The sequence below is a fragment of the Moraxella catarrhalis genome (assembly GCF_001656295.1).
GTDB lineage: Bacteria > Pseudomonadota > Gammaproteobacteria > Pseudomonadales > Moraxellaceae > Moraxella > Moraxella veridica.
This window is the reverse complement of record NZ_LXHE01000024.1, coordinates 46,214-68,373: the sequence shown is the minus strand read 5'-3', so window position 1 is coordinate 68,373 and position 22,160 is coordinate 46,214. Positions and strand designations below refer to the sequence as shown.

The 22,160-nt window shown below is 42.0% G+C and carries 14 protein-coding genes and 3 pseudogenes; 10 read left to right on the top strand and 7 right to left on the bottom strand.

The features are described 5' to 3' along the window. Positions 1-3,839 (bottom strand): filamentous hemagglutinin N-terminal domain-containing protein (locus tag AO382_RS09730; protein WP_154806269.1); only part of this gene is annotated, 3,839 nt, incomplete at its 3' end. Between the two features lie 147 nt (positions 3,840-3,986). Here AO382_RS09730 and AO382_RS09725 point away from each other — a divergent pair. Then, positions 3,987-5,927 (top strand): ShlB/FhaC/HecB family hemolysin secretion/activation protein, encoded by a 1,941-nt coding sequence (locus AO382_RS09725; protein WP_064620679.1) that lies wholly within the window; start codon positions 3,987-3,989, stop codon positions 5,925-5,927. Between the two features lie 1,036 nt (positions 5,928-6,963). Next, complete coding sequence (hisA, locus tag AO382_RS09715; protein ID WP_064620682.1) at positions 6,964-7,689, top strand: 1-(5-phosphoribosyl)-5-[(5-phosphoribosylamino)methylideneamino]imidazole-4-carboxamide isomerase; 726 nt, start codon at positions 6,964-6,966, stop codon at positions 7,687-7,689. Between the two features lie 264 nt (positions 7,690-7,953). Here the strand turns inward: hisA and AO382_RS10555 are convergent, their stop codons facing one another. From AO382_RS10555 to AO382_RS10550, 3 genes are read right to left on the bottom strand one after another with little or no spacing between them, the layout of a single operon-like run. After that, a complete protein-coding gene (locus tag AO382_RS10555) occupies positions 7,954-8,190 on the bottom strand; it encodes an integrase core domain-containing protein (protein ID WP_081261407.1) in 237 nt (78 codons plus the stop codon). Positions 8,191-8,196: 6 nt separating this feature from the next. Continuing rightward, positions 8,197-8,349, bottom strand: coding sequence for a hypothetical protein (locus tag AO382_RS10755; RefSeq protein WP_154806268.1), 153 nt, complete (start codon positions 8,347-8,349; stop codon positions 8,197-8,199). 27 nt (positions 8,350-8,376) lie between these two features. After that, positions 8,377-8,772: an IS3 family transposase gene (locus AO382_RS10550; RefSeq protein WP_162270582.1), complete on the bottom strand. Its 396-nt coding sequence runs from the start codon at positions 8,770-8,772 to the stop codon at positions 8,377-8,379. Between the two features lie 228 nt (positions 8,773-9,000). On the opposite strand from AO382_RS10550, the pseudogene AO382_RS11155 reads away from it, so the two are divergent. From AO382_RS11155 to AO382_RS11505, 5 genes and pseudogenes are all read left to right on the top strand, one after another. Next, a pseudogene (locus AO382_RS11155) lies at positions 9,001-9,090 on the top strand (3-oxoacid CoA-transferase); the annotation flags it as partial. Between the two features lie 279 nt (positions 9,091-9,369). Beyond that, positions 9,370-9,897 (top strand): annotated as a pseudogene (locus AO382_RS11515) (TonB-dependent receptor plug domain-containing protein); the annotation flags it as partial. 112 nt (positions 9,898-10,009) lie between these two features. Next, complete coding sequence (opgC, locus tag AO382_RS11510; protein ID WP_115346512.1) at positions 10,010-10,252, top strand: OpgC domain-containing protein; 243 nt, start codon at positions 10,010-10,012, stop codon at positions 10,250-10,252. 2,114 nt (positions 10,253-12,366) lie between these two features. After that, a complete protein-coding gene (locus tag AO382_RS10740) occupies positions 12,367-12,534 on the top strand; it encodes a hypothetical protein (protein ID WP_196759119.1) in 168 nt (55 codons plus the stop codon). 98 nt (positions 12,535-12,632) lie between these two features. Continuing rightward, a pseudogene (locus AO382_RS11505) lies at positions 12,633-13,102 on the top strand (transposase). 60 nt (positions 13,103-13,162) lie between these two features. Here AO382_RS11505 and rnr read toward each other — a convergent pair. Beyond that, positions 13,163-15,463 (bottom strand): ribonuclease R, encoded by a 2,301-nt coding sequence (rnr, locus tag AO382_RS09695; RefSeq protein ID WP_064620672.1) that lies wholly within the window; start codon positions 15,461-15,463, stop codon positions 13,163-13,165. Positions 15,464-15,564: 101 nt separating this feature from the next. On the opposite strand from rnr, the gene rimI reads away from it, so the two are divergent. After that, complete coding sequence (gene rimI / locus AO382_RS09690) at positions 15,565-16,065, top strand: ribosomal protein S18-alanine N-acetyltransferase (RefSeq protein ID WP_227513678.1); 501 nt, start codon at positions 15,565-15,567, stop codon at positions 16,063-16,065. 89 nt (positions 16,066-16,154) lie between these two features. Here rimI and infC read toward each other — a convergent pair whose 3' ends face one another. Together infC and thrS are read right to left on the bottom strand one after the other, a co-directional pair. Beyond that, positions 16,155-16,652, bottom strand: a complete 498-nt coding sequence (gene infC / locus AO382_RS09685) for a translation initiation factor IF-3 (RefSeq protein ID WP_181878889.1) — start codon at positions 16,650-16,652, stop codon at positions 16,155-16,157. A 629-nt stretch (positions 16,653-17,281) separates the two neighbouring features. After that, positions 17,282-19,216: a threonine--tRNA ligase gene (gene thrS / locus AO382_RS09680; protein WP_064620666.1), complete on the bottom strand. Its 1,935-nt coding sequence runs from the start codon at positions 19,214-19,216 to the stop codon at positions 17,282-17,284. A 591-nt stretch (positions 19,217-19,807) separates the two neighbouring features. Here thrS and AO382_RS09675 point away from each other — a divergent pair. After that, entirely contained in the window at positions 19,808-20,476 is a 669-nt protein-coding gene (locus tag AO382_RS09675; protein ID WP_064620663.1) for a hypothetical protein, read from the top strand. Positions 20,477-20,726: 250 nt separating this feature from the next. Next, on the top strand, positions 20,727-22,142 hold the full coding sequence (locus AO382_RS09670; protein WP_258865242.1) for an Eco57I restriction-modification methylase domain-containing protein: 1,416 nt from the start codon (positions 20,727-20,729) through the stop codon (positions 22,140-22,142). Positions 22,143-22,160 lie beyond the last annotated feature (18 nt).

Sequence of the window (22,160 nt, the reverse complement as noted above, 5' to 3'; positions counted from 1 at the left end):
CTGTATCTACCATCAGGGGTAAGTGTGCCTGTCGCAATGTTGGCAGATCTAAGATACAGCTTGGGTACCAGAACATCTTGGGTTTTGGTGATGCTATTGCCATCTTTGTCTTTGATGGTGTAGGTGATAGACTCTTTCACCAGCCAAACGATGTCAGTAGTAAGATTTGCCATCTGATCGGCAGTGAGTGCGTTGCCAAGCGTGTAGCCGAACTGTTTGGCTGCCGTGATGCCATTATCCATTAAGGCTTTGTAGGCTTCTTCGTTACTGTGATAATCGGTGTTGATGTGTCTGCCTGTCAGTAGATAATACTGATCTTTAATACGAGCTTGTTCACCATAGCCATCAGAGAGGCGTTTGTGGATGTGATTTGGGTCTGATTGTAATGCTTTTAGCATATAATCAGACGATAGCCACTGTTTGTAATCGGTGAACGCAGGGTCAGTTTGGATCAGTGGCAAGTTAGGGTCGTCAGCAGTGATGATGTATAAGGCTGAAGTTGGTAAGGTGATGGTGTCATCATTGACATCCTTGATGATGGTAGAGACATCATTGCCTGTCGCTGGTTTATCAATACCTGTGCTACTTGGTGTACTGTTGATGGTGGCGTTTAAGATGGGCAGCTGATACGTTGCTAGTGGCGCAAAGGATTGTGTAAATATGCCGCTAGCAATATCCACACGCTTGTGCCTGCGACCTGCACCAGATGAGACCACTGTACGACTGACATATCGACCATTTTCAGTGACTTTGGTTTTTTCACCATACAAACCATTGTCAGGTGTTTGAATGACTCTATCACCAAGCACTGCAAAGCCTAAACCTGCATTCATTTGGCTTTTATCATTAATTAAGGTGTCGCCATGAATGATAAGATTTTGTCCCGCTACCATACGAGCAGGGTCAGAAGTCAGAGTTTTGTCTTCATAGACAACAAAGTCTACCGTGATTTCATCAATCTCTTCACCAACACGATAATAGCGTCCGTTTTCTTGCTTGACATACAAAGCGCCAGTCGGTGCACCTTTTTTACTGGTTGGACCTAAATACGCTTCATCGGTGGTGTAGATGTTTAGGGCTAAATCCACATCGCTTTTATTTTTGTTAAATTGGCGGTTGTATGCTCTAAATTGCTCGCGATTGCGATAAAGTGTTTGCCTGTAAACAGATTCTGCTTCTACCTTAACCGTATGCTTTTTAAAGTCAGCATTGGTGTTTAGCAAGGTTTTGGTGTCAACTTGCATCTCCCCACCAGACTCAATGGTTGCGCCTTTATTAACAACCGTCTCTGCTTTGCCTGCAGCTTGCTGATTGTCATCTAGACTACCGCCAATGTGCAGACTACCCAAGCTTGTGATTAAAGCCTGATTGTCAAAGCCGTCATTGAATTTACCCGCTCTGTCAGGGTTGGGGTGGTTGTTTAAGTGATTCACACCAATATCCAGACGCTGTCTGGCAGCGATGACAGGGGCAGTGTGGTGAGTATCGATATCTTTGGCTTTTGCTGGTGTGTTATTGAGCGTGTCAGCTTGGATGGCAAGCTGTGTGCCATAGATACGACCACCTGACTGATTGTTGATTGTATCCTTGGCTTTAATAACCGTGGTTTCGCTGTTGATTAAACCTTGGTTTGTGATATCCGTTTGGCTAGTAATCTGTGTGTGATTGCCGCTTGTGATGATACCTGCTTGCGTGTTATCAATGTGATTGGCATTCAGTGTTAATGTTTGACCTGCGGTCAATTGGCTTTGATTAATCAGCTTACCACTTGTTGTAAACGCTAAGCGATTGGCAACAAGCTTATCTTGATCGGTATGGGTATAGTCCACTTGTTGGGTGATGGTAAGTGTATCAGCCGTGATGATGCCACCGTTTTGTAGCTCTTTGGCAGTAATGTCTGTTTGCTTTGCTGCAGTGATGCTACCACCTTGATTGATGATGTTGTCTTTGGCGACAAGTGTGATATCGGTGCCGCTTGTTAGGCTACCGCCTGTGTTGATGATGGCAGATTCACTGCCAATCACCATGCCATTTTTGGCAGTGATGCTGCCTTTGGTATTATCAAAGCTCTTTAATTGCCAGTTGATCTCATCTAAGGCGATTTTACTGTCGGTGTTGGTCAGGGTGTTGGTATTTAGGCTTTGTGCATCGATGGATGCTTGCTTGGTGTTACTGGTCTGATTAGCCGTGATGGTAATATCACCTGTGGCTGTGATGAGTGCTTGATCGTTTGTGTTGTGAATACGATTGGTAGCAATGATATGGCCACGAGCATTTGGGATGGGTTTGGTTTGTGCGTTTGCACCAGAGTCACTTAAAGCAGGTGGCTGTGGGTCTGTCCCCAAATTACCTGTACTGCCTGCCGTACTGTCTTTCGGCTGATTGCTAATACTGCCAGCACTTTGATCACTGCTTGGGGCAGAGGGTGTAGGGATACTGGTTTGTCCATACAGGCTTTGACCAATCACCGCTTTATCAATGTTGATCAGTGTATCGGTCGTGATATCAAGCTTACCTGTACCGGTTTGGATAAGCTGACCGGTGTTATTCAGCTTATCAGTATTCACTTGCAAAACACCGCCATAGACACTGCCACGGTTTTCAATCGCTTCTTTGGCTGCAATCTTGGCGGTTTGGGTGCTGTGAATGATGCCTGTGTTATTAAGACTTGCGGTATTGATGGCAATGTCTGCTTGCTTGCTTAACAGTATGCCGTTGTTTTGAGTAGTGCTGCCATGGGTGTTGATGGTGACAGCATCTTTGGCTAGGATTTTACCGGTATTGACCAGATTGCCTTGGCTGTCCAAGGTGAGCGTACCAGCACCAAGCTGTTGTCCACTACCTGTGGCTGTAATGACCCCTTGGTTATTGACCCCAAAGCCTTTGTCAGTGCCGATAAGATGGATTTTACCTGCATACATCCCACCAAGATTTGAGATGTCCAATGCCAAGGTTGGCGTAGCGCCTTGTTGCTCCTTATTGGTGGTTTGATTGGCAGATGATGTGCTTGTTTGTTTATTGATGGCAGTTAATTGTGTGAAATCGCCATCTTGAAGATGGACACTGTTTTCACCTAGAATAACATCAAGTTGTCTGCCAGCATAGATTTCATCATTAATCTGCACAGCTTTGGCAATGAGTGCGGCATAATCCGTGCCTTGTAGGTTTAATTTGCCATGGGCGGCAATATGACCTGTGCCAACCTCATAACCTGTCACTTGTCCTTGATTAACTTGGCTGTTTGCTGCTGCCAGATGCACATTAGCTGCATTGATAAACCCAGCACCATTGATGACAAGCCCTGATGGATTGGCAATGATGACATCGGCTTTTTTGCCTGCCACTTCAATAAAGCCACCCAAATGACTTGGGTTGTTGGAATTGACTTGGTTTAAGATGGTAGAAGCTTCCCCACGAGCCATATAGGGGTTAGCCGCCACAAAGCCTGCGATTTGGGTACCCACCGCTTTACGGTTGTTATTTAATACAGCACCTGTGCTACCCACATCAAACTGGCTGTAATGATTATTGGATAAGCCACGAGCATTAGGCGTGGCGATATTGACAGAAACCACACCACTTGCGGTGTTTAATACAATCGGCTGTAAGGCTTTATCAGCGGATTTATCTGCAATGATGGTGGTGGGGGTGTTGGCATGGGCTGATTGCAAAGCCATAAGTACTGCAAAGGATAAAAAAGTCATAGAACCAACTATACCTCGTGTCACAGATTTGCTGCCACCACTTGCACTGCCACAACCAACACGACGAGCATATTCACAAACCGCCATCCAAGTCTGTTTGGATTTGTTAAAGACGGTTTTGTATACATGGTTCATAAAAATTTCTTTTTAAAATAAATAGCAATAATATTGTAATAAATATGTATAAATGTAGCAATGGTAATTAATTTAGATAAGCTTGCAAGATTGTATTTATATAGTTAAAATATGTAATATTCTTGAATACGATGCTAGAATGCACCTATGATTAGACCAACAATCCTTGCCACCACAATTACTGCAATTTTGGTTCATAACACCGTCTCTGCCAACACCACCAACCAAACCCTAATCCAAACCCAAGATGCTCGCAATCAGGCATTGCTAGAACAGTTGGTACCAAATCCAAAAGTGGTGGCAGATACAGCTTCCACTGATACCACCACCCAAATCCAAGAGCAACCCGTAGCAGATAACGCCATTTGCTTTGATATACACAAGATTGGTTATTCAGTACTATCCCAAGATGATATCATCTTTGCAGACACGCTTGGCTTTGCACTCATGCCTAAAATCATGGGCGGCAGCAGTGTATTAGGCAAGTGTATGACAGTAAACGACATCAATGCCATTGCCACTCGTGTGCAAAACCGCTTAATTGAACAAGGCTATGTCACCAGTCGTATTATGGTGGGTGATCAGAATTTGACAGATGGTGAGCTAAGGCTAACCTTAATCCCTGGTAAGATTGCTCAGGTGGTGGTGAATACAGCGGATAGTAAAGTACCTGTCTATGTTAAACAGACAAATAGGGCTTATCCTGCCATTTTAGACACAGCACTCACCATACAAACAGGCAAGCTATTAAACATCCGTGATTTAGAAACCACGCTTCTAAACTTTAAACGCGTGCCAAGTGCTGACGCCAATTTTAAGATTGCGCCAAGTCATACTGGTTTAAATCCATCAGCAGATAATGCCATCAATACCCTTGGCACCCTTGGCTTTAGTGATATTTTAATTGATTATACCCAGCATCGCCGTTTTCGTAGCAGTCTAAGCATTGATGATTCAGGCTCTAAATCCACAGGGAAATATCAAGGGGTGGCGACACTTAGCCTAGATAATTTGGCAAACTATAATGATTTATTTTATCTCAGCTTTGGGCGAGATTTGGGCAATCAAATCAATGATGATAAAGACCATCCGTCTGATAAGAGCAAAGGCTCTAAGAATTATGGTATTGGTTATGTGATTCCTATTAAAAGCAGCGTTTTACAGCTCAATGCCAATCGCTACAGCTATCATCAAACCGTGGCAGGCAGCACCCAAGATTATATCTATGGTGGTACTTCTCGTGGGTACAACGCCAAGCTGTCTCATCTGGTACACAGAGATGCTCACAGTAAAAGCCATGTGTATGCTGGCGCATATGCCAAATCCCAACAAAGTGATATTGATGGTACTCTCATTGATGTACAAACCCGTAAAACCGCAGGTTATTTATTTGGCATGAGCCATGAGACCACTTTCGGCAAACGAGCCAATCATAGCCTTAGCACCGATATATCCTATAAACGAGGTACAGCCGCTTTTAATGCACTGCCCTCACCAGAGGAGCTGTTTGATGAAGGCTCAGCTCGTGTTGGCATCTATCAGCTAAACTCAAATCTAACCAGTCGATATGGCCCAATCATAGGCAATAAACCACTGCCTATTATCCACAGCACCACGCTCAAAGCCCAATACGCCACCGACAGCCTAACACCAGATTTAAAGATGGCTATTGGTGGCAGATACACCGTCAGAGGTTTTGATGGTGAGCGTTCATTATCGGCGGATAATGGTATCTTGGTAAGACAGGATATTAGCTTTTATCCAAGCTTTTTAAATAAACAGTCAGCGAACAATCACAGCACCACAATCAATCAAAACAACATAAGAAACAGTCAAGCCAGCCATGCCATTTATCTGGGAATGGATGCAGGCTACATCACCAACCACGACAAAAGCCAAAATGAGCGACTGCTTGGACAACATTTAGCAGGCGCTTTCATTGGCATCAAAGGACACTACACACCAAATACAAATAACCCCTACCTAAGTTTTAACTATGACATCTTCACTTCAAAAGCAATCAGTGAGCCCGCAGGCTTTTCAAACAAAGATTGGGTGAGTGGCGTAAGTTTAGGGATGAGTTTTTAAAAGCAAGTTGATATCAAAACATCAGTTAGGCAAATTGGCTTGGCTGGTGGTTTTTTATTGGGTGGTCAAAGAAGAGTGGAATAAGTGGTCACGTGAAGAGTGGAACGGGTGATCATTTGGAGTGGAATATGCAGTTTGTAAATTTTACTTCACCTTGTAAAGCTAAGAAAATGAAATACATTATAGGAACCATCGTTGTACTGATTATTTTGTCCGTGGGCGCTTATTTTTTAGCGGATTTATGGGGTTAAGACACCCTAATCACATCCGAAGAGCTTAAAAAGGAGCTGTTACTGTGATGATTGTCGGAGTGGTATCGGTTCTGCTACTGATCTTAGTGCCATTTTTCTTCAAAGATCACGCCAAAGGCTACAACAAAAACCACAATGGAATTGCTCAATCCAAAAAATCAGTAAAAAAATAATGCTATGACAGCAATGGAGCGGTGGTTTTCAGGATTTAAAACCCTTGTATTATTATCGTTTTGATTTGTATTTGCCCATTAATTCATTAATTAACAGAGCTACTTAAAATCGGTGTTAAATGATCCAATGCCGTGTCACTGTTAATGTTTAAATCCTAAACATTACCTAAGTTTCCATCAGTCAAGCGATGAAGCCATCTTGTATGAGTGGTGATGATGTATCGTTGATATGGCAATTTGTGCTAGTTCGTATGCTATCAAGGTAAACTTGTGAGTTTTAAGTTGGGCTATGATTTATCGCCTAAGTATGTCTATTCTAGATTGGATGAGGGGATGCCTGTTTTGAGACAAGGGTATTGCTAGGATGTTGATACAAAAGTGGCGTGTATATTAGTCAGATTGCCGAAACTATGCTGATCAAAACGCAAAACTACTATAAGGCTGTGCTTGCCATGCTTATCTGTACCGATTATCACATGGTTGGTTTTGAACACAAAGAGCACATTAACTATTAATGCTTAGTGTTGGAAAAGTGCCCAAGCGGATTGCTTGAAGAGGGATAATTGGTTACAATGAACATTTGATTGGTAATTGATAAGGAAAACCATGTCTATGCTCATTATACCAGCCATTGATCTAAAAGATGGTAAATGCGTTCGCCTAAAGCAAGGTCGCATGGAAGATGATACCGTGTTTGGCGATGATCCTATCGCGATGGCAAGCCAATGGGTTGCTCAAGGCGTGCGCCGTCTGCATTTGGTGGATTTAAATGGTGCGTTTGATGGTGTGCCTGTGCATAAAGAGGTGGTGACCGCCATTGCCAAAGCACATCCGCAGTTACCCATTCAGCTGGGCGGCGGCGTGCGTAGCCTTAGCACCATTGAGCATTATTTGGCAGCAGGGCTAACCTATATCATCATCGGCACCAAAGCGGTCGAAGCACCTGAATTTGTGGAAGAGGCGTGCCGCGAATTTGCAGGGCATATCATCGTCGGTATTGATGCCAAAGATGGCATGGTGGCAACGCATGGCTGGGCCAATGTCACTGATGTTAAGGCGACCGAGCTTGCCAAGCGTTTCGCTGACGCTGGCGTGTCAAGTATCGTTTATACCGATATCGCCAAAGATGGCATGATGCAAGGTGTGAATATCGAGCAGACAGTTGAGCTGGCCAGCTTTAGTGGTCTGCCGGTCATTGCCTCCGGCGGCGTGACCAATCTTGATGATATTGCGGCGCTCAAGCCGTATGGCGAGTATCTGCTGGGTGCGATCACAGGTCGTGCAATTTACGAAGGGACGCTAGATTTGGCGGCGGCACAGACACTCTTGGATGCATAAGTAATGACCTAAAATGCCCTGAATATGATTTCAGGGCATTTTTTGGACTTGAGATGATGGCTTTTTATAAGGTGGTGCGACAAGACTTCTCCGAAAATTTTTGATGGTGTATGCTACAAATGTCATATGGAATGATTAGATAAAAGGAATTAGCCGATGAAACAACTCTTAACACTCGCTCTAGCACTATTTACCATCGGCTGTGCAACCACACAGCCGACTGTTTAAGCACTGCAACAGGCTGTCTGTACCGCTCAACTATTTTCAAACAACCCCTAAGAGAGTTTTGTTAAAAAACTGTCGTTCTTTTTCGACAGGGCTTAGGTAGTTATTAAAGCTGTGGGGTCTGATATGACTGTAATAGCCAAGGATATAATTTGCCACATCTACTTTTGCTTCTTGGATATTCTCATAGTCATGTTTTGGCATCCATTCGGTTTTAAAACTTCGAAACAATCGTTCTGTTGGTGCATTATCCCAGCAGTTGCCTTTTGTACTCATACTGTGTTATATGACATCTGGCAACAGCATCAGCAAAGGTGCGACTGGTGTAAGAGAGGCTTGATCTGAATAAAATAACACACCAGTTGGTTTAAAGCGTATGGTATAAGCCATGGTTAATACTTTGGTGGACAGCTCACTGTTTGGACGATCACTCACAGCAAAGCCAATGATGTGTCTGGCATATCAATCCATCACCACTGCCAAATAACAAAATCCTGCTTTGGTGTGAATATATGCCACATCCGATACCCATACTTGATTGGGCGTAGCTGGTGCAAACTGCCGTTTTAGCAAGTTGTCATATACTGAATGTGCTTGATCAGCTAAGCGATAGCGATGCTTGATGCTTTGGCGACTGATGAGTCCTTGTGCTCTCATTAATTGATGCGCTTTATAACGTGCTAGTTTAATCTGATGAGCACGGCTGACCATAGCAGCAATACTTCTCGATCCTACTGACTCTTTAGAGCAATCAAAGGCTTGTTTTACCCATAAGCGTAGCTCAATGTCTTTACGTGTTGGTAATCTGATTCTTTGCTTGGCATAAAAGTACTTCGGCAAATGCCAAATAACTGACACAGCTTTGCTTGACTGATGCTGTTTTGCACCATCAATTGCTCTATTAGCGGGATAACAAGCTGTCTTGTGTCAATAAAGCAGATGCCTTTTTAAACTATCACACCCAAGTCTTAGCTGGGCATTTTCTTGAAAAAGTCGTTCAAGCTCTCGTTTTTGTCATGAGAGATTACTCCTAGTTTGGGATAGCATAACCTCTTATGGGGTGTCTGGGAATATTGTATTGGTACAACGAATAACGGTTTAAAATTAATTGAGTTGGCAGATGGTGTTGATTTTGAAGAATTGCAACATAAAACAGGTGTGCGTATCATTGAATAATTAGTAATAATTCATGATTTTTTAACCAAATATTATATAAAATAATGAAATGATGAAACAAGATTTTATTCAATGAGTGATTGATTATTGTGCTTGATTATTATGCTTGAAAATTAAACGATAATGATTTATATTATTGTTTTTTACATTTTGACAAACTTTTTAACAAATTCTGCCCGCTTTTGTGATGATTGGTGATAAAAGCAGGCACAATGTGATGGCGTTTGCCATTGTTAAAATGATTAACACAGTCAGCAAAAGCGATGATGAGGTAATACCATGAACCAAATTTTTCATTTGATGAGACAAACCAAGCATAAAAATCACACCAAAAAGGCGCTAAAACTGAGTATGCTGTCCTTGTGTTTGCTACACATCACCCAAACCGCCATGGCAGAGGACACCCCTAAGACCACACCAAAGACAACGGATTTTTCTGTTGTTTTAGATGAGGTTGTTGTAACAGCGACCAACGGCACCAAAAAATCCCAAAAACCCTTTACCAAAGCATCGGCCACCAGCGTGCGAGAAAATGTATTTAATGCCAGTGAGAATGTTGATGCCATTGTGCGTAGTATGCCAGGGGCGTTCACTCAGCAGGATAAATCCTCTGGGCTGGTATCATTGAATGTGCGTGGCGATAGCGGATTTGGGCGTGCCAACAGCATGGTTGATGGTGTAACCCAAACCTTTTACAGCACCTCAACCGATGCTGGGCGTGGGGGTGGTACCTCACAGTTTGGTGCGGTGATTGACCAAAATTTCATTGCAGGCGTTGAATTAAACAAGGGCAGTTTTAATGGCAAAGGTGGTCTAAATACCTTAACAGGTTCGGCCAATTTTCGTACGCTAAATGCTGATGATGTGATTAAAGATGACAAGAATTTTGGCGTCATTGCCAAAGGTCTGACCGGTAAAAATGCGACGGATAAAAACTTTATGCTGGCAGCTGGTGTTCGTCAATGGCTTGATAATGGCAGTATCAGTGCTTTATATGCTTATAGCCATAAAGACATTAGCCAAAATTATAAAGTTGGCGGTGGCGGGATGCACATTGGCAATGTTGGCGATGATTTGCTACTTAGTAAACAAAAACAAGTTTTTGCCAAAGAGCATGTACTCACTTACGATGAAGCCAGCCAGTCTTGGCAAAAAGATTTGACCCAAATAGATGAATATACAGGCAAGCCTGTATGGGATAGAAAACATCGACTTCGCGGTCAGTGCTATGGGCTGGGCTGTATTGATACAAAAGAAAAATTTGATGCCTATGTTGCTGACAAGCAGAAACAATGGCAAGAGCATGGTGCAAAAGAGTACAGCATTACCCCCATTGATATCACCGCCTTAAACCAAACCTCAAAAAGCCATTTGGCAAAAATTAACTATAATAATGATACCAGCGATGTTGGTCTACAACTGCGTAAAATGGACACCACGATAGGCAGTCGCCATATCAGCAATGATAATTATCAGCTTGATGTTGCTTACAATCCAAATGAGATCATTGATTTAAAAGTGTTGGCAGCTCATAATGTGGGCGTACAAAAATACCCCAAAGGTTCAACTTTTACAGGCTGGAAATTGGATAAAGATTTTGAAACCAAAAACACTGCCAATCTTTTTGACCTGAACAACACTCACGCCTTTAATCTGCCAAAGCAAATGGATTTGACCACGACCGTTGGGCTTAACATATTGCATAATGAATATTCAAAAAATCGCTTCCCAGATGAGCTTGGGCTATTTTATACCAATGATTTATTATGTGGCGGCGGTTATGATGCCTGTGGTGGTCGTTTTCAGGGGACAAGCAGCACACTGCCAAAAAAATCGGTGATTGTACAGCCCTCAGGCAAACAGCGTTTTCATTCTATTTATTTGGACACATCATTACAAAAAGACAAATATCAGTTAGATTATAGCGTTAATGCCAGTCAGTATCGTTTTAGTGGTGAGCATGCCAGTTATTATAGCAGCGAAAAAGAGTTTAAAGATAAGTTTGGTGAAGATTCGCAAATTTATAAACAGCACTGCTCACCAAGTTGTGATGTGTATGAGCCTTTGGTAACCACTTCTGGTAAAAAACACGCCGTCAACCATTCTGTTACTTTAAGTGCCAAATATGACACAGGTTTTATGCCTTTTGTCAGCTTTGCACGCACGCACAGAATGCCCAACATTCAAGAAATGTTCTTTTCTCAAATTGGTGATGTTGGTGTCAATACCGCATTAAAACCAGAACAAGCCAATACATATCAGTTGGGTTTTAATGTTTTTAAGCGCAATCTATTGACAGACAACGATACTTTGGGGCTAAAAGTATTGGGTTATGAAAGCCGTATCAACAATTACATTCATAATGTTTATGGCAAATGGTATGACACAAAAAATCCACCCAGTTGGGTGACCAGTGGTGCATTAAAAGGCAATACCATACAACATCGCAACTGGCAAATGCCTGTGCATAAACAGGGCTTAGAGCTTGAAATAAACTATGATGCTGGGCGTTATTTTACCAATTTGTCTTATGCCAGACAAAAGACCGACCAGCCAACCAATTATAGTGATGCCAGCGAGTCCCCACTAAATAGCTCAAAAGAAGACCAATTAACCCAAGGCTATGGGCTAAGCAAAGTGTCAATGTTGCCCAAAGATTATGGTCGTTTTGAGTTTGGTGTGCGTGCATTTGACAACAAACTCACCATGGGCAGTGCGGTGCGTTATTATGGACAAAGCCCACGAGCGACCATTGAACCCAGATACATTGATGGCACGCATGGCGGTAATAAATCGCACTCAGATGATAAAGGCGCCCATGTCATCAAACAAATTGAGATGCTAAAAAGACAACCTTTGGTGCATGATTTTTATGTTGCTTATGAGCCGATAAAAGATTTGGTGATGCGTCTTGATGTGCAAAATGCGTTTGATAAACTGTATATTGACCCCTTAGATGCCAACAATGATGCCGCCACTCAGCGTTATTATCATTCATATTATAATGATGCAGACGAAAGCGCACCTTGTGAGGCGGGGCAGTTGTGTAAGCCTGATGCAAAATACGGCGGTACTACTCGCTCGGTATTGACCAATTTTGCCAAAGGGCGTTCTTTATTATTTTCAATGACTTATAAGTGGTAGTTGTTTGATTGATGAGTAAGCTTAAACAATTGGTGTTAATTGCTTTTGTGTGATACCTTATGAACTCAATTTGTATGGCTGACATGCAAATTGAGTTCATTTTTTATTGTTATGGCAAAAGTTAGGTATTGTATGAAATTTATCGTCAAATTATTTCCTGAAATTATCATGAAAAGCGACTCAGTTCGCAGGCGTTTTGTCAAAATCTTATCTCATAATATCAAGGCGGTATTATGTCATGTTGATGAGCAAGTTTTAGTGATTCGGCATTGGGATTTTATCGAGGTTAGGGCATGTTGAACATTGAGAAAGAAAATTTTGCCAAAAAAATAGCGAGATAGTACACTTTAAGCTCTGAACCAAAAAGAGAACTACTCGCTATGACTAAGCCCAGACTCATGCTAAATGATAAGCAATGGAAAAGACTTAAACCCATTCTACTTGAAATTGGATTGTATGACAAACCCAACTTACGAAAGACTGTAGAAGGTGTATTGTATCGAATGCGAGTAGGCTTACCATGGCGAGACCCACCCAAATATTTTTAGAAACACAAAATGGCAAAAGACTTGGTAGATAAAGTTGATTTAAGCAATGTTGTCATGCTAAGTGCTGATAAAGGCTATGATTCACAGGATTTTCGTGCGTATGTTGAAAAAAAACGTATGCAAACATTCCATGAAAATCAAATAGTAAGCAATCCAATGACCATATGGACTGGTATTTATATAAGTTTCGGCATTTAGTCGAAAACGCTTTTTGCAAAATTAAAGATTATCGAGCGATTGCCACACGCTTTGATAAGCTAAAAAGAAACTTTGAAAATAATGTGGCTCTAGCCTTTGCTTATCAATGGCTTAAGATATGAATGTTCAACAGACTCTAGCGCAAATGCTCAGCACACAAGCTTTGAATAATTCTTATAAAGTTACTTTGACTTTTGGCGAGACTTTTTGGGCTTGCTATTTTTGTCTGATTTGTCATTGGTAGGCTTAGGGGGCACCGTTTGATTGTCGCCATTTTTATCAATGCGATTTAGGTGCTCAACCAAGCGAAAATCAATTTGTAGCAAATCCATATTAACGCCTGCAACCTGAATGATCAGCCCATCACCCAGCCCAAATCTTGAGCCTCGTTCACCGATAAGCTTTTGTTCGCGCTCATCATAAGCAAAGTACTCATTGCCCAGCTGCGAGATGTGGATTAAGCCTTCGATAAACAAGTCATTTAGCGTGACAAATAAGCCAAAATTAGTTACCGTCGTCACCGTTGCGCCAAATTCATCGCCGATGTGGCGCTGCATGTAGTGGCATTTTAGCCAAGTTTCGACATCGCGAGATGCTTCTTCGGCACGGCGTTCGGTCATGCTGGTTTGTTCGCCAGCGTCGTCTAAGGTTTTATAAATCGTCGCTTCAGGTTTTTGATTTGTGACTTTGTCTTTGATGGCGCGGTGCAGCATCAAGTCTGGATAACGGCGGATTGGACTGGTGAAATGGCTGTATTCATCATACGCTAAGCCAAAATGCCCAATATTATCAGGACTATAATTTGCTTGCATCATCGAGCGCAGTAGCATACTGTGGATACTGATGGCATCAGGACGATCGGCGGTTGCTTTGATGATGCGCTGATAGTCTTCGTGCGTTGGTGCTTCACTAGGGAAGCTTAGCCCAAAGCTTTTAACATATTCATGTAGCCGTGCTGATTTTTCATCATTAGGCTTATCATGATTGCGATACAAAACGGGTAATTCATGCTTGAGTGCCAGATTAGCGGCGCAAGTATTGGCAAGTAGCATCATCTCCTCGATGAGCTTATGTGCATCGCCTCGGGTGCGTGCCACGATGTCGATGATGTCGCCATCTTTGCCAAATTTAATATAAGTCTCCGCCGTCTCAAATGCCATCGCCCCGCGATCTTCACGGCGCGCATCAAGCACGCCATAAAGCTGGTGCAGCGTGTCAATGGATTTGAGCACCGCACCATTGCGCACCAGCTCATCTGGCAGGGTTTCATTGGTTGGGTCATTAAAATACGCATTAACTTGATTATAAGTCAATCGAGCTTGTGAGTGCATGGCGGCAGGATAGAATTCATAGCCAGTCACCTTGCCTGCGCGTGACAGCTTAATATCCGCTACCATGCATAAGCGGTCTACCTTGGGATTGAGTGAACAAAGCCCATTTGATAGCGCTTCGGGCAGCATCGGAATCACGCAGTGCGGAAAATATACCGAAGTACCGCGCTCATAGGCATCTTGATCCAATGGCGACCCAGGAGTGACATAGTGGCTGACATCAGCAATGGCGACAATGACACGATAGTTACCGCCGGCGCGTTTTTCGGCATAGACAGCGTCATCAAAATCGCGAGAGTCTTCACCATCAATGGTTACCAATGGCAGATGGCGCAGATCCACGCGATGATCAAAGTCTTTTTGGGTGGGTTCATCAAAACTTGCGGCTTGCTTTAAGGCGGCAGGGCTAAACTCATGTGGAATGGCATAATTATACAGCGTCGTCTCAATGATCAGTTCGCGGTCATTCAGACTGGTCAAAAGTTCGGTAATTTTACCTGTGGCAAACTCCTGATAGGTAGGCAGATCAATCAAAGATACTTTGACATCATCGCCAACGCCTGCATTCATCTCTTCGACATTCTCGGTGGTGACGGTGATGGGCTGATGCGCGTTAGCACCTGATAATTGCACAAAATAACCTTCATCATCCGAGCTTAATTTACCGATAAACTCAAGCTGACTACGCTCAAGCACTTGAGTAATGCGAGCCTCAGCCTTTCCGCGGTATTCCGTTGCGACCGCTTCAACAGTATCGCCATCAAACACAAGGCGCATCTGCTTTTCATGTAAGAATAAATCTGGCATATCATCAAGCACCACGAAGCCGAAACCTTTGGGATTGCAAGACACTTTGCCTGTTAATAGGGTTGGCAGCGGCGCGACGCTAAAATGAATGCCATCGATACGCTCAAGCTGCCCATCGCGCAGCATGGCTTTGAGACGATTGGTGAGAGCAAAAAATCGATCTTCGTCATCCAAAAATCCAAAGTGCATGGCAAGCGACTCTTGGGTGGCAGGATTGCCTTGATTGGTGATATCCGCTACCGTCTGCAAGATCAGCAGGCGAGAGGGGATGGGGTTTTGATACTTTGATGCTTCGATTTCAGCTTTGGGGTCATTCCATTTGGTTTTTTTTGTTTTGCTGGTCATAGTTACTTACCTGATTTGCTTTTGTATAAAGTTGGTTTATTGTATCATAAAGCCTGAATTTATGTGTGCTGTCTGTGAATTGGAGAATAGGCGTGAGTCTTATGGTCAAAAAAAAATCAGCAATCTGCGACAGGGATTTTGAGCTTATTTGTCAAAAAATCGCAGAGCTTGAGCGATCTGTCATGCCAGATGATCCATGGAGTGCGACGGCGATCCAAGAAGTGTTGAGCCAATTTGGCGCAGGGTTATTGATAAACATAGAAGGTGAGCCTAATGCAGATCTTGGCTCGGCGGTCATTAAAGGATATTGTATCTATCAAATCATCTTTGAAGACAGTGAGCTGCATCGCATTGGCACGCACCCCAATTTTCGTCGGCAGGGCATCGCCAGGCAGCTGCTTGATGAGCTGATTTATCAAGTCAGACAGGCTCATTGTCAGCAGCTATTATTAGAAGTGCGCGCTGATAACACCGCTGCCATTAAGCTCTATCATCAAGTAGGCCTTGAGCCATTTGGGGTGCGCAAAAACTATTATACCAGCGGTGAGACTATCTGTGATGCCCTTATCATGCGTCTGGTGCTCAATAATGCAAAAGACTAAAGCCTGCATGGCTGATTACAGATAATAACGATCGGAATACATCAGCATCCCGATCGTTTGAGCATCAATTTTTCTATGTGATACTAAGCTTACTTTTTCTTGCCTGGACCAAGCAGCATACCCATTTGTCGACCCTCGACTTTGGGAGCTTGCTCAACGCTGGCAATCTCAGCAGTGTCAGTGATAATGCGCTCAAGTTGCGCTTTTCCGATTTCTTGGTGTGCCATTTCGCGACCACGGAAGCGAATACTGACTTTTACCTTGTCTTTATCTTCCAAAAACTCAACAATCTTGCGCAATTTGACCTGATAATCTGCTTCTTCAGTACCAGGGCGCAGTTTGATTTCACGAACTTGAGTTTGTTTTTGGTTCTTTTTGGCTTCTTTGGCTTTTTGTTTTTGTTCGTACAAATAGCGCTTATAGTCCATAATTTTACAGACAGGGGGCTTGGCATCGGCAACAATTTCTACCAGATCCAAATTTTCATCGGCAGCAGCTTTTAGGGCTGTTTGGATATCTACCACGCCCATTTGCTCGCCGTCTTCTTTGACCAAGCGAACTTCTTTTGCGCGGATTTCTTCATTAATATTTAAACGGTTTGACGGTTTAATGGTCTTGCTCCAATTTAATTAATTTTATGTTGATAACTTATTGTAAGCTTTAAATTGCCAGATTTTTGACATTTAAGTGCTTATTATTAAATATTTGATAAATTGCTGTCAAATATTTTTATTTATTCTTATTGAATTGATGCAATAAAGAATATTACCTGGTTCAATATGGATAAATATATTTGATTATAAGATATTGAGCAATCATTAGCAACTTAAATAGTTATAATAAACCCATCCAAGATATCTATTATTATAATGTCTAAAGGCTCTCACCCATGGCTTGCCATTTTTATCAATTCTCCAATCATTAATGTATATTGGCGTACCATTCGGTAGTGAACCTAAAACTTTACCATAGGGCACAGAACGATATTTAAGAGGCGTGCCCGTTGGGTCTGCAACCAAACAGGTTTCTGCATAAGCTGGCATACTGAAAGCCAGAGCGACAATAGTCGCAAAAGCAATTTTTTTTCACATGCATATCCTTAAAATTTTGAAGAATATTTCGCATCAAGCTAATATCAAATCAAATGTTTAATGACGGGATATGAGATTGAACAGTTAAGCTTTGTTGGTCTTCACTGTTCAATCTTGGTTAAGGTTCATTTGTCATTAAGTTTTGCCACATAGCGACCTTTTTGTGCGATGGCATCGTTGATTAAAGTGATGAACTCATCAACAGGCATAGAGCCAAGATTGTTGCCTTCGCGAGTGCGCACATTGACAGTGCCATTTTCCACTTCTTTATCACCCATTACCAGCATAAACGGAATGCGTTCAAGGGTGCGCTCACGAATTTTAAAGCCAATTTTCTCGTTGCGCAGATCACTGATGGCGCGCAGGCCAGCGTCTTTAAGCTTGGCGACTACCGCTTGACAGGCGTCAGCTTGTTTGTCGGTGATATTCATGACAACCGCTTGGGTAGGGGCAAGCCAAGGCGGGAAAAAGCCAGCATAGTTTTCGATCAAGATGCCAATAAAACGCTCAAAACTGCCCAAAATCGCACGATGAAGCATCACAGGGCGCTCTCGGTCGCCTTGCTCATTGATAAATTCAGCGCCCAATCGCTCCGGCAAGTTAAAGTCTAGCTGCAATGTGCCACATTGCCACTGACGACCTAGGCTATCTTTTAGGGTGAATTCAATTTTAGGACCGTAAAATGCGCCTTCGCCTTCTTGTAGCTCCCAAGATAATCCAGCATTATCCAAAGCATCTGCCAGATCTTTTTCTGCCAAATCCCACAAGGCATCATCACCCACACGCTTTTCAGGGCGTGTTGATAATTTCATCAAAATATGATCAAAACCAAAGTCTTGATACACTTTTAAAGTCAGCGCGATAAAATCTTGTGCTTCTTGTTTGATTTGTTCGTTAGTGCAAAAAATATGAGCATCATCTTGAGTGAGTTGGCGCACGCGCATGATGCCATGTAGCGAGCCTGATGGCTCATTACGATGACAAGAACCAAATTCTGCCAAGCGAATAGGCAGATCACGATAAGATTTCAGACCTTGATTAAATACTTGCACATGACACGGGCAGTTCATCGGCTTGATGGCGTAATCACGGCTTTCAGAGCTGGTTGTGAACATGTTTTCGGCATAATTTTCCCAATGCCCTGATTTTTCCCACAAGCTTCTATCAACAATTTGCGGCGTTTTGATTTCTAGATAGCCATTGTCTTGTTGGACTTTGCGCATATATTGTTCAAGAACTTGCCAAATTGTCCACCCATTTGGATGCCAAAACACCATGCCAGGCGCTTGTTCTTGCATATGAAATAGATTGAGCGCCTTACCGATTTTGCGGTGATCGCGTTTTTCAGCTTCTTCGATGCGCGCAATGTAGGCTTTTAGATCTTTTTTGTCTGCCCAAGCGGTGCCGTAGATGCGCTGAAGCTGCTCATTTTTAGCATCACCGCGCCAATAAGCGCCGCTCATCTTGGTCAGCTGAAACGCCTTTAAAAAACGCGTGTTAGGCACATGCGGACCACGGCACATATCGATGTATTCTTGATGATAATAAAGCCCCATTGCTTTTGCGTCAGGCATATCCTCAATCAAGCGCAGTTTATAGTCCTCACCGCGTGACTCAAACACCTTGATGACCTCATCTCGCGGCGTCATTTTTTTGATGACATCATAATCTTGGTCGATGAGTTTTTTCATGCGCGCTTCGATGGCTTGCATATCCTCAGGTGTGAATGGGCGTGGGCTATATATGTCATAATAAAAGCCATCTTCAATGACAGGTCCGATAACCATCTTAACCTCAGGATACAGCTGTTTGACAGCATGACCCAAAAGATGTGCACATGAATGGCGAATGATTTCAATACCTTCAGGATCTTTGGCGGTGATGATTTGGACGGTTGCATCGGTAGTGATGGGGTCGCTGGCATCGATCAATTGACCATTAACGCGACCTGCGATGGTCGCTTTGGCAAGTCCAGGACCGATGTCTTGAGCGATTTGCATGACTGTTGTTTCGCCCTCGAATTGGCGAACGTTACCATCTGGTAATGTGATTGCAACCATAAAAAACTCCTAAAATTGGCGTTGGTAGTGATGTTTGCTACTTTCAAACATATATCCGCTACCGTAAAAAATAATCTTGTAATTGTATCAAACCCCCTTAAAATAATCAAAAAGTTATTGATATAAATATACAGGGCAACAACAACTTATTGTAGTTTGCAAGCTCTGGTTTATTATTTATTTTACTATCCATTTATCCATTTGATTATTCAAGTAGTTGATTGTTTAACCAATCGGTTTATGTGTTACAACACTGTTTTACCATCAAGTAATATTAGTTAATTTGCAACATTAATCAAAAAAACTTGCTAAATTTCTCTTTTGGTGCTAAATTTTTTAAAATTATTTCATATTAAATATTTGATAGATATGCATTAAAAATGTTTACAATTTTTAAATCTGTCCTTATAATTTTTAGCGTCAAGCGTCAAGCGTCAAGCGTCAAGCGTCAAGCGTCAAGCGTCAAGCGTGGCGTTGGCTAATTTCGTCTCAATTTTCTCATAAAAACCTATCCATTTTAAGTCTGCCCAGTCTCTTGGGCGGGCTTTTTGTTGTCCAAAAATTCTTAAGCTTCCTAGCAGGCGGTACACAATGACCGATACCGCCAACACTCAATCTCAAACCAAATCCAAAAAGCGTGTCGCCGATCATGGCGAGGTCTTTATTACCCATGAACGAGAAGTCCGTGCCATGCTTGATTTGGTCAAAATCCAAACCGAGCAAATCACCAGCACTTTTTTAGAGCCTGCCTGTGGCACAGGTAATTTTTTGGCAGAAATTTTAAGGCGAAAACTTACGACCGCCCTAAGACTCTCCCAAATCAACAAAAGCCAAAAATCCCCCAAATATGCCCAAATTCATTATGAAAAACACGCCATTTGTGCCATATCATCAATTTATGGCATTGAGCTTTTGGCGGATAATTGTGATGAGTGCCGTCGCCGATTGCTGGATTTATTCCTAGACCATTACCAAAGCCATTTTAAACAAACAGACCCTGCTGTTATTGACACGGCAAAGTTTTTATTATCAAAAAATATCGTGGGTGGCAATGCGTTAACACTCACAGATTTCAATCATCGCCCCATCATATTTAGCGAATGGAAGCTCATCAGCGAAACGCTTATCCAAAGGCGTGATTATGTCTATGAAAACTTAGTAGAAAAAACCAACAACCAATTGACCGATAATCAAGGATTTATTCCCAAACACATTCAAGATTATCCGCCCATTCATTATCTAAAATTAAGCGAGCAATAACATGGACAGTGTCAACTTTCAAATAGACAGCAACATCACAAAAGACCTAGATGCCATTCAACAAGGTCAATTATCGCTATTTGAATTGGGCTATAACCCCGATGTATTGGACTGTTTATCCAGTCTGTCTAATGATGAGGTTTTCACATCGCCAAAACTTGCCAATCAAATGCTGGATTTATTGCCGTCTGAGATTTGGTCAAATCCAAAGGCGACATTCTTAGACCCTGTGTGTAAATCAGGGGTATTTTTGCGTGAAATTGTCAAACGCTTGGATAAAGGATTGACCAATCACATCGCTGACAAACAAACTCGCATTAACCACATTTTAAAAAATCAAGTTTTTGGCATTGCCATTACTGGGTTAACCGCCCTGTTATCAAGGCGTAGCGTGTATTGTGCCAAAGAAGCCAATTCACAGCTGTCTATCTGTACAGGCTTTGATGATGATATGGGGAATATCATTTTTGGGCAGGTAGAGCATGACTTTCAAGATGGCAAATGCACACAGTGCGGTGCAAGCGAAGCGGTATTCGGTAAGCGTAATGGACTAGAAAACCACGCCTATGCGTTTATCCATACCAATAAATCCAATCAATACAAAGAGTTAGAAACAATGAAATTTGATGTGATTATTGGCAATCCGCCGTATCAGTTAAATGACGGTGGTGGTATTGGTAGTAGTGCAATTCCCTTATATCATAAATTTATTGAACAAGCCAAAAAACTCAATCCCCAATTTTTAATTATGATTACCCCAAGCCGTTGGTTTACTGGTGGCAAAGGGCTTGATGCGTTTAGGGACAGCATGTTAAATGACAGACGCATCAAAGAAATTCATGACTTCCCTAATTCAAAAGACTGCTTTCCAAATCAAGAAATCAAAGGCGGTGTGAATTATTTTTTATGGGAAAAAAGACATGATGGTGATTGTGAGGTTTTTACTTATGATGACGGTCATTGTGTTTCTCAATTAAAAAGACCATTAAAAGAAAAAGGGATTGATGTTTTTATTCGTTACAATCAAGCCATTTCAATTTTAAGAAAAGTAAAAGATTTCTCTGAAAATTCATTTAGTGAATTAGTTAGTTCAAGAAACCCATTTCGTCTGGCAAGTCGCTTCACAGGTCATCATGAACCATATAAAAATAGAACCGATAATGTTAAATTGTATAGTTTAAATAATATTTCATATATCAAACTTGAAGACATTACACATAATAAGCAACTTATTTTAAGAAATAAAATTTTAGTACCAAAAGCATTTGGAACTGGTGAGAGCCAAACGGACTTAATTAAACCAATTTTTGCAGGGTTAAATAGTGCTTGTACTGAAACATATTTAGTTATTGGAACTTTTAAAAATGAAGAAATTTGTAGTAATGTCATTAGTTATATCAACACTAAATTTTTTCATTTTATGATTACATTGGTTAAAAACACTCAGAATACCACAAAATCAACTTATGCGTTAGTTCCAATGCAAGATTTTAGCCGCCCATGGACAGATGAACAACTTTATGCCAAATATAGCTTATCCAAAGATGAGATTAGCTTTATTGAAAGCATGATACGCCCAATGGATAGTGATGATGTGAAGCCTAAAAAGTCTCGTGGTAAAAAGACCGCACAATCACAGTTGGATTTGGGAGATGGTGATGAGTAACTGCCCAATGTCAATCAT

What these genes read in the sequence shown, in the direction of transcription:
- AO382_RS10740 (WP_196759119.1), top strand. Translation starts at nt 12,367, where the DNA reads ATGAAATTTATCGTCAAATTATTTCCTGAAATTATCATGAAAAGCGAC.
- opgC (WP_115346512.1), top strand. Translation starts at nt 10,010, where the DNA reads ATGCGACGGATAAAAACTTTATGCTGGCAGCTGGTGTTCGTCAATGGC.
- thrS (WP_064620666.1), bottom strand. Translation starts at nt 19,216, where the DNA reads ATGGTTGCAATCACATTACCAGATGGTAACGTTCGCCAATTCGAGGGC.
- AO382_RS09725 (WP_064620679.1), top strand. Translation starts at nt 3,987, where the DNA reads ATGATTAGACCAACAATCCTTGCCACCACAATTACTGCAATTTTGGTT.
- AO382_RS09675 (WP_064620663.1), top strand. Translation starts at nt 19,808, where the DNA reads ATGACCGATACCGCCAACACTCAATCTCAAACCAAATCCAAAAAGCGT.
- hisA (WP_064620682.1), top strand. Translation starts at nt 6,964, where the DNA reads ATGCTCATTATACCAGCCATTGATCTAAAAGATGGTAAATGCGTTCGC.
- rimI (WP_227513678.1), top strand. Translation starts at nt 15,565, where the DNA reads ATGGTCAAAAAAAAATCAGCAATCTGCGACAGGGATTTTGAGCTTATT.
- AO382_RS10555 (WP_081261407.1), bottom strand. Translation starts at nt 8,190, where the DNA reads ATGAGTACAAAAGGCAACTGCTGGGATAATGCACCAACAGAACGATTG.
- rnr (WP_064620672.1), bottom strand. Translation starts at nt 15,463, where the DNA reads ATGACCAGCAAAACAAAAAAAACCAAATGGAATGACCCCAAAGCTGAA.